Source organism: Desulfosarcina alkanivorans, from assembly GCF_009688945.1.
Taxonomy (GTDB): domain Bacteria; phylum Desulfobacterota; class Desulfobacteria; order Desulfobacterales; family Desulfosarcinaceae; genus Desulfosarcina; species Desulfosarcina alkanivorans.
In genome coordinates, this window is sequence record NZ_AP021874.1 from 7,012,986 (window position 1) to 7,030,492 (window position 17,507).

The 17,507-nt window shown below is 62.9% G+C and carries 16 protein-coding genes; 4 read left to right on the forward strand and 12 right to left on the reverse strand.

Going from position 1 to position 17,507, the window contains the following annotated elements:
- Positions 1-49 precede the first annotated feature (49 nt).
- From cbiB to mltG, 12 genes are all read right to left on the reverse strand, one after another.
- Complete coding sequence (gene cbiB / locus DSCA_RS30480; RefSeq protein WP_155320006.1) at positions 50-1,024, reverse strand: adenosylcobinamide-phosphate synthase CbiB; 975 nt, start codon at positions 1,022-1,024, stop codon at positions 50-52.
- On the reverse strand, positions 1,014-2,123 hold the full coding sequence (locus DSCA_RS30485) for a pyridoxal phosphate-dependent aminotransferase (protein WP_155320007.1): 1,110 nt from the start codon (positions 2,121-2,123) through the stop codon (positions 1,014-1,016). Before DSCA_RS30485 ends, cbiB begins: the two co-directional genes overlap by 11 nt.
- On the reverse strand, positions 2,120-2,848 hold the full coding sequence (gene cobS, locus DSCA_RS30490) for an adenosylcobinamide-GDP ribazoletransferase (RefSeq protein WP_155320008.1): 729 nt from the start codon (positions 2,846-2,848) through the stop codon (positions 2,120-2,122). The genes DSCA_RS30485 and cobS overlap by 4 nt, the downstream gene beginning before the upstream one ends.
- The gene (gene cobU / locus DSCA_RS30495) at positions 2,845-3,393 is read right to left on the reverse strand and encodes a bifunctional adenosylcobinamide kinase/adenosylcobinamide-phosphate guanylyltransferase (protein WP_155320009.1); all 549 of its coding nucleotides are present in this window, start codon (positions 3,391-3,393) and stop codon (positions 2,845-2,847) included. The genes cobS and cobU overlap by 4 nt, the downstream gene beginning before the upstream one ends.
- Positions 3,390-4,943 (reverse strand): cobyric acid synthase, encoded by a 1,554-nt coding sequence (locus DSCA_RS30500; protein WP_155320010.1) that lies wholly within the window; start codon positions 4,941-4,943, stop codon positions 3,390-3,392. The genes cobU and DSCA_RS30500 overlap by 4 nt, the downstream gene beginning before the upstream one ends.
- Before the next feature lie 174 nt (positions 4,944-5,117).
- Complete coding sequence (locus DSCA_RS30505; protein ID WP_155320011.1) at positions 5,118-5,642, reverse strand: cob(I)yrinic acid a,c-diamide adenosyltransferase; 525 nt, start codon at positions 5,640-5,642, stop codon at positions 5,118-5,120.
- Between the two features lie 239 nt (positions 5,643-5,881).
- Positions 5,882-6,655 carry a precorrin-3B C(17)-methyltransferase gene (gene cobJ / locus DSCA_RS30510; protein ID WP_331457179.1) on the reverse strand — a complete coding sequence of 258 codons (774 nt, stop codon included), beginning with the start codon at positions 6,653-6,655 and terminating at the stop codon, positions 5,882-5,884.
- Positions 6,613-7,698 (reverse strand): cobalt-precorrin 5A hydrolase, encoded by a 1,086-nt coding sequence (locus DSCA_RS30515; RefSeq protein ID WP_231716323.1) that lies wholly within the window; start codon positions 7,696-7,698, stop codon positions 6,613-6,615. Before DSCA_RS30515 ends, cobJ begins: the two co-directional genes overlap by 43 nt.
- Positions 7,695-8,471 carry a precorrin-4 C(11)-methyltransferase gene (gene cobM / locus DSCA_RS30520; RefSeq protein ID WP_155320013.1) on the reverse strand — a complete coding sequence of 259 codons (777 nt, stop codon included), beginning with the start codon at positions 8,469-8,471 and terminating at the stop codon, positions 7,695-7,697. Before cobM ends, DSCA_RS30515 begins: the two co-directional genes overlap by 4 nt.
- A 58-nt stretch (positions 8,472-8,529) precedes the next feature.
- A complete protein-coding gene (gene cbiE, locus DSCA_RS30525) occupies positions 8,530-9,747 on the reverse strand; it encodes a precorrin-6y C5,15-methyltransferase (decarboxylating) subunit CbiE (RefSeq protein ID WP_155320014.1) in 1,218 nt (405 codons plus the stop codon).
- Positions 9,748-9,833: 86 nt separating this feature from the next.
- Positions 9,834-10,937 (reverse strand): cobalt-precorrin-5B (C(1))-methyltransferase CbiD, encoded by a 1,104-nt coding sequence (gene cbiD / locus DSCA_RS30530; protein WP_155320015.1) that lies wholly within the window; start codon positions 10,935-10,937, stop codon positions 9,834-9,836.
- On the reverse strand, positions 10,934-11,950 hold the full coding sequence (mltG, locus tag DSCA_RS30535; RefSeq protein WP_155320016.1) for an endolytic transglycosylase MltG: 1,017 nt from the start codon (positions 11,948-11,950) through the stop codon (positions 10,934-10,936). Before mltG ends, cbiD begins: the two co-directional genes overlap by 4 nt.
- A 291-nt stretch (positions 11,951-12,241) precedes the next feature.
- Here mltG and DSCA_RS30540 point away from each other — a divergent pair, with 291 nt between their 5' ends.
- From DSCA_RS30540 to DSCA_RS30555, 4 genes are all read left to right on the forward strand, one after another.
- Entirely contained in the window at positions 12,242-13,846 is a 1,605-nt protein-coding gene (locus DSCA_RS30540) for a PAS domain-containing protein (RefSeq protein WP_167528022.1), read from the forward strand.
- A gap of 1 nt (position 13,847) precedes the next feature.
- Positions 13,848-14,501: a response regulator gene (locus DSCA_RS30545; protein WP_155320018.1), complete on the forward strand. Its 654-nt coding sequence runs from the start codon at positions 13,848-13,850 to the stop codon at positions 14,499-14,501.
- Between the two features lie 365 nt (positions 14,502-14,866).
- Positions 14,867-15,583 carry a 4Fe-4S dicluster domain-containing protein gene (locus DSCA_RS30550; RefSeq protein ID WP_155320019.1) on the forward strand — a complete coding sequence of 239 codons (717 nt, stop codon included), beginning with the start codon at positions 14,867-14,869 and terminating at the stop codon, positions 15,581-15,583.
- A gap of 2 nt (positions 15,584-15,585) precedes the next feature.
- Positions 15,586-17,385, forward strand: a complete 1,800-nt coding sequence (locus DSCA_RS30555) for an aldehyde ferredoxin oxidoreductase family protein (RefSeq protein ID WP_155320020.1) — start codon at positions 15,586-15,588, stop codon at positions 17,383-17,385.
- Positions 17,386-17,507 lie beyond the last annotated feature (122 nt).

Consider the following 17,507-nt stretch of genomic DNA (forward strand, 5'->3'; position numbering starts at 1 on the left):
CTTCTGACGCCTGTTGTTTCTCGCGATTGCAGCATCCCCCTTACAGGGCTCAGATGCTAAGTGGCACCGGCAGAAGCAGCATGGTCATTGCCGCCGCCATAAACACCAGGATCGTGGTGGTCAGCATCAGGCGGCAGGCCTGCCGGACGTGGACCGGGCGGGCGCTGCCCAACCCCTCGCCGATAATGGGCTTTAGCACCACCCGCCCGTGGTAATGATTGGGGCCGCCCATCCACAACCCCAGGGCGCCGGCGAAGGCGGCTTCCGGGTAACCCGCATTGGGACTGGCATGGGCACGCCCATCCTTCAAGGCGGTTTTCAGTGCCGGTCGGCCCCGGCCGTTGAGCATCTGGGCGGCCAGGGCAATAAAGGGCAGGCTCAGCCGCGCGGGGACAAAGTTGGCCACATCGTCCATGCGGGCGGCGAAACGGCCGAACTGCAGGTAGCGCTCATTTTTGTACCCGACCATGGAGTCCAGGGTGTTGACCATTTTATAGGCCATGGCCAGGGGGGCTCCGCCCAGCACGGCGAAGAACAGTGGAGAGACGACGCCGTCGACCAGGTTTTCGGCCACGGTTTCCACGGCGGCCCGGGTGACGCCCGTTTCGTCCAGCCGGTCCACCTCCCGTCCCACGATCATGGATACGGCCCGTCTGCCGGCCTGGATGCCTGACCCGGCCAGGGCTTTGGACACCGCCAGGGCGGCATCGGCCAGGGACCTGGCTGAGATGCAGACGAATATCATGGCGGTTTCGACAAGGATCCCCGCAGCCGGGTGGACGGATGCGGCCGTGTGGATCAGCAGCAGGCTGGCCCCCCACACGGCGGCCACCAGCGAAACGGCCATCAGCCCGCCGGAGACCAGGGGCCTCAGGGGCAGCCGCCGGAACCGGGGCTCCAGCCGCTCGATGGCCCTGCCCATCCAGCGAACGGGATGGGGCAGCCACAGCGGATCGCCGGCGATCATGTCCAGCGCCAGCGCGAGGGTCAGGGCCAGGGCCAGGGTCGATCCGTCAGTGTTCATGGGCGATCCCCCTTCGGGCATGATCGCGGCACAACCGGATCAGCAGGTCTGTCGCCCGACGGTTCTCCGCTTCGGTTTTCAGAGAGAGACGGATGAAGGCATCGGAGAGGCCGGTAAAGTTGGCGCAGTCACGGATCAGGATGCGGTGGTCGGCCATGTGCCGCCACACCGTCGGGGCGTCCAGACCTTCGGACAGGCGCATCAGCATGAAAGAGGTCGCCGATGGGAAACACCGGATCCCGGTCTTCTGCCGGATACATTCTTCTATTCGGGCTTTCTCTGATTCTATCATGGTTCGTGTCGACGATAGGAACTGCTCCACCGGTCCGGTGTGCTCCATGAGCCATCGGACGGCGGTCTGGGCCAGGCTGTTCACCGACCAGGGCAGGGCAAACGCTGCCAGCCGCTGCACTATCGGTGGCGGCGCCTTGACGAAGCCGATACGCAGTCCGGGAATCCGGAAGGCCTTGGACATGGAGTTGAGCACCATGACATTGGGCAGGTCCGAGGCGATCATGGTTACCGCCGAAGGGGCCGGGGCGAAGGGCAGATAGGATTCGTCGATCACGAATACCGTGTCGGGCAGGGGCCGGCAAAGGGCGTCCATGTCCGATCGTTTCACCAGGGCCCCGGTGGGGTTGTTGGGGTTGCAGAAAAAGACCAGGTCCGCCCCTGCCGCTGCCTTGCCGATGGCCTGCATGTCCGGCGTGAAATCGTCCGGTTCACGGCAGATCAGGTGGTCGCAGGCCACCCGGTTCATGGTGCAGGCATCCCGGTAGTCGGAGTAGGTGGGGCCCACCACCAGGGCTTTTTTGGCTCCCAGGGCCCGGGGGATCCGGTAGATCAGTTCGGTGGTCCCGTTGCCCGCCAGGGTCTGCCGCGGATCGATGCCGTGGACCCGCGCAAACGCATCGACGATGCCGCCGGCGTCCACCTCGGGCAGGGCCGCGATGGCCGACATATTTTTCCTTAAATGGTCGGTCAGCGCCGGCATGGGGCCCAGGGGATTGACGTTGGCGCTCATGTCGCTGATGTCCGATGGCCGGCAGCCCAACCGCCGGGCCAGCTGATAGATGTTGCCCCCGTGCCCGCCGATCATGGGTGGACTCCCACGCACAGCGCAAGGAACAGGATCGCTTCCAGGATTTCGACCATGGCCCCCAGCAGGTCCCCGGTGATGCCGCCCAACTTGCTGCGATAGAGCCGGATCAGGGCCGCCGTCGCCGCGACAAAAAACAGGTTCATCAAAAGCCCCCGCCACCCCAGAAACAGGGAGAGGGCCACCGGTACGGCCAGGTATTTAAAATCCGGCGCGGACAGGGGCGTTTCGAAAAACGGACTGCCCGTGCCTTCCTTGCCCCGGGCGTAGGGCAGAACGCGCATACCGATCATCATGGCCGACCGGGCATAGGCCGGCACGACCAGCAGCGCCAGGAAACGGGCATGGCCGATGCTGCCCAGGCCCGCGGTTTTAACGAGCAGCACGCAGGCCACGGCCACCAGCCCCATGGCGCCCACGCGGCTGTCCTTCATGATGGCCAGTGCTTTTTCCCGTTCCCGCTGGCCGTAAAGGCCGTCGGCCATGTCCGCCAGGCCGTCCAGGTGGAAGGCACCGGTGATGCACGCCAGCAGGACCACGTCCAGCACCGACGCCACCCCGGGCGGCCAGACAGCCGAGACGGCCAGGTCGAACAGCGCCAGCGTCAGTCCGATGGCCAGGCCGGCCAGCGGGAAATGAACGATGATGCCCTTGGGGTCGAAGGGGCGCGGTCGGCCCAGCGGAACCGCGGTGATGAACTGGAGCGAGGCGATGAATGCATTCATGGGGCCGTCGCCTGGAAAGCGGGTTTGATGGTCACGGGAATGCCGGCCACGGTCCAGACCACGCGGTCACAGGCGGCGGCCACAGCCTGGTTGGTCCAGCCGGCCAGGTCGCGGTAATGCCGGGCCAGCCGGTTTTCGGGAACGATGCCGGCGCCCACCTCGTTGGAAACGAGGATCACGTTGCGGGGCGCCGATCTGACGGCTTCGGCCAGATCGTCGATCCGCCGTCGGATGCAGTCCACATCGTCGGTCCGCATGAGCAGGTTGCTCAGCCACAGGGTCAGGCAGTCCACCAGAATGACGTCCGTCGACGGGCTGTGGGCGGTGATGGTCCCGGCCAGATCCACGGGAACTTCCAGGGTGTCCCAGGTGGCGTCACGTTCCCGTCGGTGACGGTCCACCCGGTCCTTCATCTCGTCGTCACGGGGCACACAGGTGGCCACGAAGATCCGGCGGCCGCCCATGCCTTCGGCCAGGTTCAGGGCATGGCTGCTTTTGCCGCTGCGGCAGCCGCCCAGGACCAGAATTTTATCGGTATTGGTCACGTCGGTTTCTTTATGAAATTTATTGGCTTTTTGTTTTCGATCTTCAACAGTTCGCTGATCCGATCCACATCCACATGCTGCCGGACATGCTCGGCCAGCAGGGCATACTGCTGCCGTTTGGCCTCCAGCCCGCCGTCGGCCGGCACGTCCATGCCGGTCAGGCCCGCCTCGGTCAGCCAGCGGGTGATCAGCGCCGGGGTGTCGAACAGGCCGTGCATGTAGCTGCCGATGGTCCGTCCGTGGTCGGCGGTGCACCCGTCGGCGTCATCCACCGGGATGCCGTTTCTTTCGGTTACCGTCAGGAGGGGGCGTCCGCCCTGCAGCCGGGTGTGACCCATGTGAATTTCATAGCCGCTGCCACGGATGCCGTCCCACGAAAAACGGCTCACGGTGGTGGTCTTGGGGGCCCGGAGCACGGTTTCCACCGGAAGCAGGCCCAGGCCGTCGGTTGTCCCCGGTGCGCCTTCGAGGCCGTCGGGGTCGTGGACCCGGAGGCCCATCATCTGGTAGCCGCCGCAGATGCCGGTGATATGGCCGCCACCGGCGCGATAGGCGGCTATCCGGGATTGCCAGCCGCTGGTGTTGAGCCATTCCAGGTCGAATCGGGTGTTCTTGGACCCCGGCAGGATCACGGCGGCGAAGGCGGCCAGATCCTGGGGCGTTTCCAAAAAGTGAACCGACATCCCCGCGACCCCCTTGAGCGGGTCGAAATCGGTGAAATTGGATATATGAGGAGTGCGGATCACCGCCACCGCGGGCATTCCGTCCGTTGGAGCCGAAACCGCTGCGGGCCGTTCGATGACCACCGAATCTTCGGGGTCGATGCGGATGTGATCGTACCAGGGCACGACCCCGAACACCGGCAGCCCCGTTTTTTCTTCGATCCACTGCACCCCGTCCGCGAACAGCCGCAGATCGCCCCGGAACCGGTTGATGATGAATCCGGCCACGCGGGCCCGGAAATGCGGGGGAAGGCATTCCAGGGTGCCCACCAACTGGGCGAAAATGCCGCCGCGGTGGATGTCGCCCACCAGGATGACCGGGGCGTCGGCGTAGTCGGCCATGGGAAGATTGACGATGTCGTGGGCCATGAGGTTCACTTCGGCGCAGGAACCGGCCCCCTCCATCACCACCAGATCGGTCCGGTCGCGCAGGCGGTCCAGGGCGGCGTTGGCGGTCCGCACCAGACGGACCTTTTTCCGGTGGTAGTCCATGGCCGTCTGGTTGCCGATGGCCTCGCCCAGGAGCACCACCTGGGAGCCCACGTCGCTGGTGGGCTTGAGCAGGATGGGATTCATGTCCACGTGGGGGGCGATGCCGGCGGCTTCGGCCTGGACAATCTGGGCCCGGCCCATCTCCAGCCCCTCCGGGGTGACCCCTGAGTTGTTGGACATGTTCTGGGCCTTGTATGGCGCCACCCGCAGGCCCCGGTCGGCAAAGATGCGGCACAGGGCGGCGGCGATGACGCTTTTGCCCACGTCGGATCCGGTGCCCAGCACGGCCAGGCAGGGGGCTGGGGAGGTGTTTTTTGTCTTGGCTTGCTTGGTCATTGGTGCACGTGTCCCATGGGGCGAGAAAAAGGGTTCGAGGGGGCAAGGATCCGGGGGGGTAGGCGGGCTTTGTCCTGGTTTCTCATGGTATTTCCCTGAGCGCCCATGTTTCTTGATCGATCCGTTCCCTGTCTTTGTTGCACGGTTTTCTCAACCCCTCGACTCCTTGAACCCTCACTTTTCTATCCCGGTCCTGGCCGCCACCCCGGCCTGGTAGTAGTGTTTGACCGCCTTCATCTCCGTCACCAGATCGGCCCTGTCGATGACCCGCGCGTCCGCCCCCCGGCCGGTGACCACCAGTTCCACATCCCCCGGTTTCTGTGCCATGATCTCCAGTATCGCGTCCACCGGAAACAGGCCGCACAGGGCCGCCACGTTGCCCTCTTCCATGATCACCACCTTATAGCGGCCCGAGGCCAGGGCGCTGCGAACGGCTGCCAGCCCCTTTTGGGCGGCGGCCACATCCTCCGGCGCCGGCTTTCCCTTGATGAACCGGCCCAGACCGAACTGTTCCACGGTGATCCGGTCCGCAAAGCGGGCCAGGGCCCTGATCTCGCTGTAGTCGCCCGATTTGATGAACTGGGCGATGTAGACCTTCAGCCCCGCACCGGCCGCCCGCAGGGCCAGTCCCAGGGATGCCGTGGTTTTGCCCTTGCCGTCGCCGGTGTAGATTTGGGTGTAGCCGTTTTTGAATGCCATTTGATAATTTCCGGATCGAGTCGCAATTTTATCTGTTCAGGTTTTCGGTTCACCGTTAACGGAAATTGGAAATTGGGTCTTCATGCTGGTGTACTGTTACTGGACGCATTCAATTAGGGGCCAGACGTATCAACTCTTTCCTGATCTCGCCGATCTCTCCCCATTTTCCAGTTTCAAGTTTCCAACCGTGAACCGATAAACGTAAACCGTGAACGGTGACGATCCACTTAACACCGCTTTTAACCCATATCGTACTTCTTCGCATACCCCCGCGGCGTCACCATGAACCCGTCGTAATTAAAGGTGTTGGAATTGCCGATGAACACCGTCGTCTGCATGTCCACCTCGGCCCGGTGCAGATCGCCGAGGGTGGTGAGCGTCACCCGCTGGTTGTCCCGCATGGCGCCGGTGACGATGCCCACGGGCGTGCCCGGCTCGCGGTGGCCGAGGACGATCTGCCGGGCGCGGGCCAGGTGTTCGGGCCGGCGCCGGCTCTTGGGGTTGTAAAGCACAATCACGAAGTCGGCCCGGGCCGCCGCATCCAGCCGCTTTTCGATGGTTTCCCAGGGCGTGAGCAGGTCACTCAGGGAGACCGCGGCAAAATCATGGGTCAGGGGCGCCCCCAGGAGGGACGCGCCGGAGCACAGGGCGGGAATGCCGGGCACCACCTCGACGATCAGACGGTTCGCGTCCGCATCTTTGTCATTGTTGCCAATGGAAATGGCCCGCTCCCGGCACATTTCCAGAACCAGGCCGGCCATGGCGTAGACCCCCGGGTCTCCGCTGGAAACCACGGCGCAGGCGCTGCCCGACACGGCCAGGTCCAGGGCGGCAGACACCCGGTCGACCTCTTTTTTCATGGCCGTGCTGACAATCAGTTTGCCGGCGATCAGCGGTCGGATCAGGTCGATGTAGGTGGTGTATCCGGCAACGGCGTCGACGGTTTTCAGCACCTGCGTGGCACGCAGGCTCAGGTGCTCCGGCCCGCCGGGTCCGATGCCGACGATATACAGCCGTCCGCGGCCACCGCCAGGGTGACGTTGGCCGTCTTCTTCTTGGGAACGATCAGACGTCCCCGGTGGGTCGCCAGCAAGGCTGCGGCTTCGCATACGCTTTTCACTCCAATGTGTTTTTCCACCATGGCCGACGGGGTGGGCACCTGCGCCACCGTTTTGAGCCGGTCACGGGTATATACCGTTATGGGTACGTTCAGGGTCTGGGCCAGGGCCAGCAGGCCGGGTTCATCGGCCTTCAGATCAACCGTGGCCAAGACGCGCAGGCTGGAAATGGAAAGGTTGTTTTCCATGAACGTGTCCATCAGCAGACGGTGCATTTCTTCGACATCGGTGCCCCGGTTGCATCCCATGCCGGCCACCAGTGATCCGGGTCGCAATACCAGCACATGGGGGGGCAGGTCAAGCTGCATGTGGTCCACGAAAATTCCGGCATCGCTCCGGTCGAACGACGCCCCGGCCGAGGATATCGTCTGGCCTGCCGGCAGCCGGTCGATCACTTCGGCATAAGGATCGTGGACGACGATCGGGCGGCCGGTGAGCAGAGCCATGTTGACTGCCTTGATGGCATCGGGATTCTCGATGGCCAGTCCGGCCTCCACGGCGACGACATCGATGGCCGGCACCCGGTTGACGTCGGTGGCCGTGGTGATCACCGGCTGCCCGCCCGTCAGCCGGGCGACTCTCCGGGCCAGGGCGTTGGCGCCGCCCACGTGGCCGGAAACAAGGCTGACGGCAAACTGGCCGGCCTCGTCGCACACCACCACTGCCGGGTCAGTGGTCTTGTGGCCCAGGTGGGCGGCGATGCTGCGTACCACGATCCCGGTTGCCATGATAAAAACGTGACCGGAAAAATGGGAAAACCGCCGGTCGATTTCATCTTTCAGCCGGCTGAATCGAACCGCACCGTCGATTCCGGCCGCCTGTTTTTCCGACAGGAAAAGGGTGCTGCCGGCCATCCCCCCGGCGATGGTGCGGGCCAGGTGGGCCCCGTTTGGGGTCAGCGCCCAGATGGCGGTGTGTCCGTGATCGGCGGAGGTCACCGGTGGTCCTCCGCCGGGCGGTATCCGTGGGCAAAGTGCCGGTCGTAGAGTTTGGAGTGGTGCACCAGGGCGTCCAGGCTTACATCCAGCACGCGTCCGACGACCACCAGGGCGGTTTTTGTTATTTTTGCCTGCCTGACCGTCTCGGCGAGTTGCCCCGTCGTGGTCCAGAGGATCTGCTGTTCGGGCTGACTGGCCCGATACACCACGGCGCAGGCCCCATCGGGACCATAGGCCCGGGAGAGAACCCGGGTCATTTCGTCGATCATCGAAATGCTCAGGTAGACCGCCATGGTGGCCCGGTGGGCGGCCAGGGATTCCAGATTCTCGCTTTCCGGCACCGGCGTCCGGCCGGCCATGCGGGTGAGGATCAGGGTCTGGGACACCTCGGGCAGGGTGTACTCGACGCCCAGGGCCGCGGCGGCGGCAAAGGCGGCGGTGACGCCGGGAATCACCGTGTAGGGAATATTGCGTTGCGAGAATTTGGCCATCTGTTCGAAAATGGCCCCGTAAAGGCTGGGGTCGCCGGTGTGCAGGCGCACCACTTTTTCACCCGCCTGCCATGCCTCGGCCATGGTCGCTACCATTTCCTCCAGGTGCAGGCCGGCGCTGCTCAGGCGGCGGCAGGCCGGCCGGGTCCATTTGAGCAGCGCCTCGGGAACCAGGGAGCCGGCATAGACGACCAGGTCGGCGGCTGCCAGGGCCTGCTGGCCCTTTACGGTGATCAGATCCGGATCACCGGGGCCGGCGCCGCAGAAAATGACGGGGTTCACGGTATCGGTATTTGAATCAGAGGATGGATGAATCACGATGGATGCTTTCTGTTGGGGGTCAGGGCCGGCGGCCGGTGATGATCCAGACCGGGTTGGCCGCTTCCAGACGACGGCTGAAGGGCATGGCCGTCGCCCGGCTGGCCTGGATCTGGACCATGTCTGCCTCAAGCCCACGGCCCTCCAGTGCCTGCATGGCACTGGACAGGTTGTCGATCAGGACGGTGTTGATCACGATGATGCCGGCCGGTTTCAAACGGTCCGCGGCCAGGCGGGCGATGTCGGCGAGGGCCTTGCCGCCGCCGCCGATGAAGATCCGGTCCGGATCGGGCAGGTCCGCCAGGCCGTCGGGCAGCCGGGCCTGGATCACCGTCATGTTGCCGATGGCGAATCGAGACCGGTTCTCATGGATGTGTTCGATCCGCTGCGCCTTCTGTTCCACCGTGTAGATGGCGCCCCGGGTGACCGTCAGCCCCGCCTCGATGGAGACCGAACCGCTGCCGGCCCCCAGGTCCCAGAAGGTGGCCCGGTCAAACAGGCGCAGCCGGGACAGGCTCACGGCACGCACTTCGGCCTTGGTGATCAGCCCTTTTTCATGGGCGAACCAATGGTCGGGCATGCCCGGAAACAGGGACGGGGCGGCCTGCCGGGCGGCATCGGGATGGAGGATCACCAGATTGGGATCGGCAAAGGACATGGTTCGGGCTCGATCGGGGCTGACCCGGATGATCCGTTCGTCGGCCGTTCCCAGCCGTTCCAGAACGGACATGCGCACCTCCGAAAGGTGATTTTCCACCAGGATTCCCGCCAGCCAGGCAGGGCTGTGATCCGGATCCGTGTAGACCGCGACCGTGTCGCCGCCGGCCAGTTGCCGAAGCAGGTGCCCGGTGTGGCTGCGGCCGTGCAGGCTGACGACGCAGGCCTCCTGCCAGGGCTCTCCCAGGCGGGCGAAGGCGGCGGCCACGGCGGAGACATTGGGCAGGATCCGGACCTGTCCGGCACCCAGCCGGCGAACCAGAAACGCACCGATGCCATAAAACAGGGGATCGCCGGAGGTGAGCACCACGATGGTGTGGTCGTTCATCCGGGCCTGGAGAAAATCGCCCAGTCCCTTCAGATCCCGGTCGATGACCCGGCGCCGGCAATCCAGATGGCTGAATGGCTCGAGGAGCCGCCGGCCGCCCACGAGGATATCCGCGGCCGCGATGGTTTGCCGCTGCCGGGTGGTCAGGTCGTCCGGGGAGACCCCCATGCCGATGATGGTGATGGGTGGTGCCAAGGGTGTTTCCTTTATTGCTGCCAACTCACTTAAATAGGAAATAAAACAATAATTTCATTTGATTAAGATACCGGGTGCGCTTCCTATTAGTCCCAATCCGGATCGGTGTCAACTGCCGTGGAGCCCTCGTAATCAAAAATGACACAGCGGACCCGAACCCGGCCGCCGGCGAATCCGACAGCGCATTGCCGGGCCCGGTCGGCCACGTGGGCAATCACCCGGGGGGCGTTTTCCGCCAGCGGATCGAAGGCGTGCCGGGCGGTATTGGACCCGGCGATCCGGTCGGCCAGTTCACGGCTGCCGGTCTGCTCCCGGGTCCACCGGGAGAGGGTTTTCAGGGTCAGTTCCGATTTCGCCGCGTGGGTGTGAGGGACATTCTGGGCCATTTTGACGGCCTTGCCGAAAAAGACGGCCAGGGTGGCCGAGGGAAACCCGCGTGCGGCGGCCGCAGCCATGGCCGCCCGGAAGAAATCACCGATCTGAATGAAGGCCTCTTCGGCCAGTTCCGGCCAGCGGTCCTGGGCAAAGCGCTCGCTGCGGCGGCCGGTGGTCAGCACCAGGTGCGTCAAGCCGGCGGCCCGGGCCACGTCCATGGCCTTTTCGATGGTGGCCACATAAGCCTCGTGGGACATGGGACGCACGACACCGGTGGTCCCCAGGATGGAGAGGCCGCCGATGATTCCCAAACGGGCATTGAGGGTCTTTTTTGCCAGGCGCTCCCCCTCGGGCACGAACACCTCGACGTGGACGCCGGCATCGGCGGGGCGGGTGGCCAGCAGTTCCTGGAGGCTGTTGGTGATCATGGTCACCGGACCCCGGGTGATGGCCGCCTGTCCCGGTGGGTTTTCCAGGCCGGGCTTGGTCACCACCCCCACCCCACGGCCTCCGGTGATCCGGATCGGGTTCCCGCCGGAGCGCGCTTCCAGGGTGACCCGAGCTCCGATTTCGGCGCCATGGGTGACGTCCGGGTCGTCACCGGCATCCTTGATCACCGTGCACCTGGCCGTTCCCGGTTCCGTCAGCCGGCACCGGTGGACGGCGATCTGGGTGGATTCACCGGTCAGGAAGGTGATCGTCACCCGTGACGGCGCCTGTCCGGTAAGCAGCATCTGCAGCGCGGCTTTGGCTGCCGCCGCCGCTGCTGCGCCGGTGGTGAAGCCGGACCTGAGGGGGCGGGTCGGCGGGGTCAACGCTTGCGCCTTCCCAACTGATATTTTCTCACGGCCGCGTTGTGCTCCTTGATCGTTCTGGAGAACTGATGGGTGCCGTCTTTTTTGGAGACGAAATAGAGAAAATCGCTTTGGGCGGGGAACAGGGCCGCTTCCAGGGCAAGCGCCCCCGGGCTGGCGATGGGACCGGGGGGCAGTCCCTTGATTTTGTATGTGTTGTAGGGGGTGTACGTTTCCAGGTGCCGCCGCTTGATGTTGCCGTCAAAATCGGGGATGCCGTAGATCACGGTGGGGTCGGTCTCCAGACGCATGCCTTTTTTCAGCCGGTTGTGAAAGACCGAGGCGATCAGCGGACGCTCCTGGGGCGCGCCGGTCTCTTTTTCGATGATGGAGGCCAGGGTGACCACCTCGTGGACCGTCATCCCCAGTGCCTCCGCCTGCTGCTCCCAGGCCGGTTTGAAGGCGGCCCTGAACTGCTTGACCATCGTGGCGATGATCGTGGGGCTGTCCAGCCCCCGGGGGAAGTAGTAGGTGTCCGGAAACAGGTACCCTTCCAGGGAGCCGGCGTCGACGTCCACACTCTCGGCGGTGTCCGGGCTGCGGGCGGCCTCCAGAAAGCGCTTTTCATCTGCCAGCCCGGCGGCAGCGACGGCGGCGGCGATCTGAACCAGATTGTACCCCTCCGGGATGGTGAGCCGATACAGGTGAACGCGGCCTTCAACCATCTGCCCCAGAATGTCCCGGGGCGTCATGGTGGTGGAAAAAAAATATTCCCCGGCCTTGAGCAGTTTGTCTTTTTTGTCCAGCCTGGCCAGAATCGTGAAACGAAGGGCATCGGCAACCAGTCCCTCCCGCTGGAGAGCATGGGCGGTCGCTTTGAGACCCTGGCCCGGAGCGATGGTGAAAATTTTCTCCCGGGCCGCCTGACCCGCCGGCCGGTCGGCCCAGGACATGAGATGCATGTAGAGCACGCCGGCGGCGCAGATCCCGACAAACATCAGGGCGAATATGACAAAACCCAGCTTTTTAAGCATTTCCCGGCACTTTCAGTGTAGCGCATTAACCGAAATCCTACCATAAGGCATGCCATCGACCCTTGTCAAAGAAGAACCTTCAGCACCTGGGATAAAAACCACGGGCCACGCCGGTCAATGGATGCCGGCCTGCAAGTTCTGACTGCTTTCATCCATGGAGCGGCGGCATTGGTGTTGCAAAACGCATCGGATGTGATAATCCGACAGCGTCATCATGATCACGGGGAAACACCGGCCGCCCGAACAACAGGCAGACCGGGGCAACGCATTTATCAAAAACGGGAAAACAGGGTGCGGCACGACACCGAAAACGAGATTGAACTGAAACGGGTCCTCGAGGAATGGGAACGGCTGCTCGATGCCGTGCCCGCCATGGTTTTCTTCAAGGACACGGAAAACCGGTTCGTTCGGGTCAACCGGGCCTATGCCGAGGCGATCGGATTGTCCAAGTCGGAAATTATCGGGAAGTCCGTCGGCGATTTTGTAACCGATACGAAGACGGCTGCGGCCCTCTGGGAAGACGACCGGGAAGTTATCGAAACCGGCAGGCCCAAACGCAACATTACGACCTCCCATATTACCGATGCGCAACGCTGGCTGCGCACCGAAAAGATCCCCTTCCGCAACCCAGACGGCCAGATCATCGGCGTGGCCGGACTGTCGGTGGACATCAGCGACATGAAGCGCATCGAGGCCGAGCTTGATGGCCAGGTCCGGCAGCAGAAGGCGATCGCCGACCTCGGTCAGCGGGCGCTTTCCGGCATCGACTGCAAACGCCTGTTTCATGAAGCGGCCACCCTCGTTTCCGAGACCCTCGGGGCGGAATACTGCCAGATTCTGGAATACCTGAACGACCAGGGCCGGTGTGTCCTGCGCGCCGGCAATGGCGGAACGGCGGCTTTTTGCGAAAAACCCCCCTGCGGCGATGGAAAGGCCCCGCCACCACGATGCAGCACACTGATCGAGGGGCCCATCGTGATCGCGGATCTGAAAAACGAGCCGTACTACCGGGACTTATTTCCGGTGCTCGTCAAAATGGGTGTAGCAAGCGGTCTGGTTGTGGTTATCGGCCCGAAGGCCAATCCCTTTGGCGTGCTCGGGGCACATACGACCCGACGGCGCGGATTTTCCCGGACCGACATCGATTTTCTTCAGGGGATTGCCAATATGCTGGCCCTGGCCGTGGAGCAGGAACGCGCCCGTCACGCCATCCGGGACTCGTCCAGACAGCTCCGGCACCTCTCCTCGCAACTGATCGAGGCCCAGGAAGAAGAACGCCATCGGATTTACCGGGCGCTTCATGACGAACTGGGTCAATCCCTGGCCATGCTGAAACTCCAGATCCGGGCCTTGCAGATGAAGCTGGATCCGCAACAGACAGCGTTGAAGGAAGACTGCGACCAGACCCTGATCTATGTAAAAAGGGTTATCGAAAACGTCCGCCGGCTCTGTCATGACCTGACACCGTCTGCCCTGGAGGACCTTGGACTGAATGCGGCACTGCGATGGCTGTTCGAGGAATTTGCCCGGCATTTCGATTTTAAGATGACGGTCCACCTGGACAACGTGGACCCTATTTTCCGCCGGGATGCCCAGATTATGATCTACCGGATCTTTCAGGAAGCGTTGACCAATGTGCTCAAGCATGCCGGGGCATCGCGGGTCGGGGCCACGCTGGTAAAGCGCAGCGAAGACATTTTGTGCCAGGTCGTGGACAATGGAAAAGGCATGGATCCGAAACGGGCCGTCCGGCACCCTGGTCCCGACGAGGGGATCGGCCTGGCAACCATGGGCGAACGGGCGCGGATGCTCGGCGGTCTTTTCGAGGTCGACACCCGTCCCGGTGGCGGCACCCGCATCCGGGTGACCGTTCCCATTGACGGAGGCCCGGACTAATATGGCCGCCTACCGGATAATCATAGCGGATGACCACCTCCTGATGCGCAAGGGGCTGCGAATGATGATCGAAACGCAGTCGGACCTCCATGTCTCGGGCGAAGCCGGCGACGGTATCGAGCTGTTGAAACTGCTGCGGAAAACAACACCGGACATGGTGCTCGTCGATGTGGCCATGCCCCGGCTGCGGGGGATCGAAGCGGTCGGTGAAATCCGGTCCACCTACCCTGGCATCCGCATCCTGGTCGTTTCCATGCACAAGAACCGGGAATACATCTACCACGCCTTCGCCGCCGGTGCCGACGGCTACCTCCTGAAAGAGGATTCGGACAGCGAACTGATTCTGGCCATACAGACCGTCCGCCGCGGCCAGAAGTTTCTTTCACCGCTGCTGCAGCAGGATCTGCCCGACGACCTGGTTTTCCTGTTGCGCCACGGCGGCAACCCGGAAGCCCCGTTGCTGTCGGTTCGCGAATCCGAGGTGCTTAAACTGGTGGCCGAGGGGGCTGCCAACAAGGATATCGCCGGCATCCTGTCTATCAGCAATCGGACCGTGGAGCATCACCGGGCCAGCATCATGAAGAAGCTTCAATTGAAAAGCCTCGCGGATCTGGTCAAGTATGCCATACGGAAAGGGTACACCACGAGCAACTGACCCGTCCGCCTCACCCGCCTGTGCATTGTCGCGTTGATCTTTGCCGGCCCCATTTCGAATTTCGGCGTTGGGCCGCCACCCCTGAATACCGTCCTTTGAGTCCTGTTTCCATATTACATACGGCCTTTCTCCCGCATTGAAAGTGCTCGCACCCAACCGAAACGTCTCGATGACCGATTTTTCGGGCGGGGTGTCTTTTGGCTCCAATTGGCTGTTTATGGATGGGCACTAGGTAGATTTACCCATGGGAGATTGGGTATTTCCCCCAATTGTCCGGCCGGTGCTCCGTGGCTAACATAAAAACCAAAGGGGACGATCGACATTCATCTGCAGCAGATAACTGCAAACGATCAGGAGGAATTCAGATGACAGAAAAAGAGGAGCATCGCAGTCAGAGGGTTTTGGGGAAAAAAACATCCCGCCGCGCTTTTTTGAAAAGTGTGGGTACGGCTGCCGCCGGCGCTGCCGTCGCAGCCGCCACGGTGGGTGCCGGATCCACGTCGGCCAAAGCCGCATCGGAACCCGCGGTTAAACCGAGCATGCGGTATCTGTTTGCAGAACGCCAGAACTGTGTCGGGTGCCGGGCATGTGAATATGCGTGCAGCCTGCACCACGAAGGGGTGGTCTGGCCGGCAAAATCCCGAATTCACGTATACAAACACAAAGGGGTCGTCGATGTGCCGGTGATCTGCTGGCACTGTGACGACGCCCCCTGCATCAAGGCCTGCCCGACCACGCCCAAGGCCATCGTCAAAGATCCCAAGACCAACGGCATCAAGCTGGACGAAACGCTTTGCCTCGGCGCCAAATGCAACAAGTGTATCGAGGCCTGCCCGTCCGGTTTTATCCGGCGGGACGAGGAAAAGGGGATGCCGCTGATGTGCGATCTGTGCGATGGCGATCCCGAGTGCGTGAAAGCCTGCGAGGCCCAGGCGGGCAATCCCGTCGGCCCCTGTCTGATGGCCGGAAAACTTGGTTTCGGCGTCAACCAGGCCTATCGCAACGTTACGCCCGAGGAGGCCGGCGAAGACCTGTTGACGAATATGTTCTATCCCAATGAAAACGGCGAAAGGAGGCCCTGATCATGGCAACTCCCAAAGGCGGCATTTTCGGACGCATTCTTGAAATCGATCTGACCACACAGAAATACAAAACCCTGTCTGTTGGCGAGGATACCTATCGCCGTTACCTGGGCGGGGCCGGCATGGGCAGCTATCTGCTCTTCAAACGGCTCGGCGCAGGACACGACCCCATGGCGGCGGACAGCCCCATCTTTCTGGGCGCCGGCCCCCTGTCCGGTACCGCCTGTGCATCGACCCGCTGCAGTTTTGTGAATAAAAGTCCCTACACCGGGCGCCTGAGTCATGCAGAGGTCGGCAGTTTTGTCGGCAACGAGCTCAAATGGGCCGGATGGGACGGCATTCTGATTACCGGGAAGTCCAAAAAACCGGTTTACCTTTACATCCGTAACGACACGGTCGTGTTCAAAGACGCCGGCATGCTGTGGGGAAAGGATACCCACGTGACCGAAGAGACGATTCTCGAGCAGGTCAAGGACCCCTACGTCAAGGTCGCCTCCATCGGACCCGGCGGGGAAAACCAGGTGGGGTATGCCGCCGTTATGGTGGAGCGGTTCCGGGCCGCCGCCCGGACCGGGACCGGGGCGCTCATGGGCAACAAACAGCTCAAGGCGATCGCCCTGCGGGGCACCCGTTACGTACCGGTGGCCGATCGTGAGGCCTTTACCCGGGCCGCCGCCGCCAACAAGGACTTCTCCATCAAAAAGGAAGGCTGGCAGGGGCTCAAACGCTGGGGAACCGCGGGCCTGATTGAACTCAAGCACCATGTCACCGGCTCCCTGATCACCAAGAACTACCAGACCACCTGGTACCCGGACGTCGAAGAGATCGGTGCGGAGGAGGCCAACCGACGGTTCTGGAAAAAACACAGCGCCTGTTACAACTGCCCGAACCACTGCATGAAGCTCGGTGTCATCCGCGGCGGCGACTATGACGGGCTGATTGCCGAAGGGCCGGAGTACGAAACCGGCGGCCTGCTGGGAAGCAACCTGGGCATTGCCGATTTTGACCTCATGATGGCGGCCATCGAGTTGTGCGACGCCATGGGCCTGGATGCCATTTCCACAGGCGGCTCCATTGCCTTTGCCATGGAACTTTTCCAGCGCGATCTTCTCACGGCCAAGGACCTGGGCGGGATGACCCTGGAGTGGGGCGACGGTGATGCGGTGATCGAGGTCATCAAAAAAATCGCCTTCAAAGAGGGCAAGGCGGGGCAGCTGCTGTCCAAGGGGGTCAAAAAAATGGCCGAGGAGATCGGCGGCGATGCCATGGACTATGCCTGCATCGTCAAGGGCAAGGAGATGGCCGCCCACGATCCGCGGGGTGACAAGCCCCGGGGCGTCAGCTACGCCCTGGGCACCTGCGGCGGGGACCACCACGAAGGCAACAGCCCTGCCGGCCAGGCCAAGCGGTGTCTGCACAACTCCCTGGTGATCTGCTCTTTTGTCGGCGGATACTGGTCTCCCAAAATGTTCGTCGACATGCTCAATCCCCTTTGCGGATGGGACATGGACGAAGCCGAACTGATGGCCGCCGGGCGCCGGATCCGCACCCTGGAACGCTGTTTCAACGTACGGGAAGGGGTCAGCCGCAAGGAAGACACCCTGCCCAAACGGATGCTGACCGAGCCGCTGCCGGAAGGCCCCAAAAAGGGTGCGGTCTTCTCTCCGGCCGAGATGAAGAAAGTCCAGGACGACTACTACGGCTATTTCGGCTGGGATGACAACGGCATCCCCACGGAAGCGACCCTCAATGAACTGGGCCTCGGATTCGCCGTCGAGGATGTGAATGCGGCCAGGGCCTGATACGGCCAGGAAAAGATAAACCCCAAAATATCATAAGATATCGGAGAAATGCTGGAAATACGGGGCTGCGCCGGATGGCGCGGCCCCGTTCTCGACAAGCTACGGACAAACAGTACGATTTC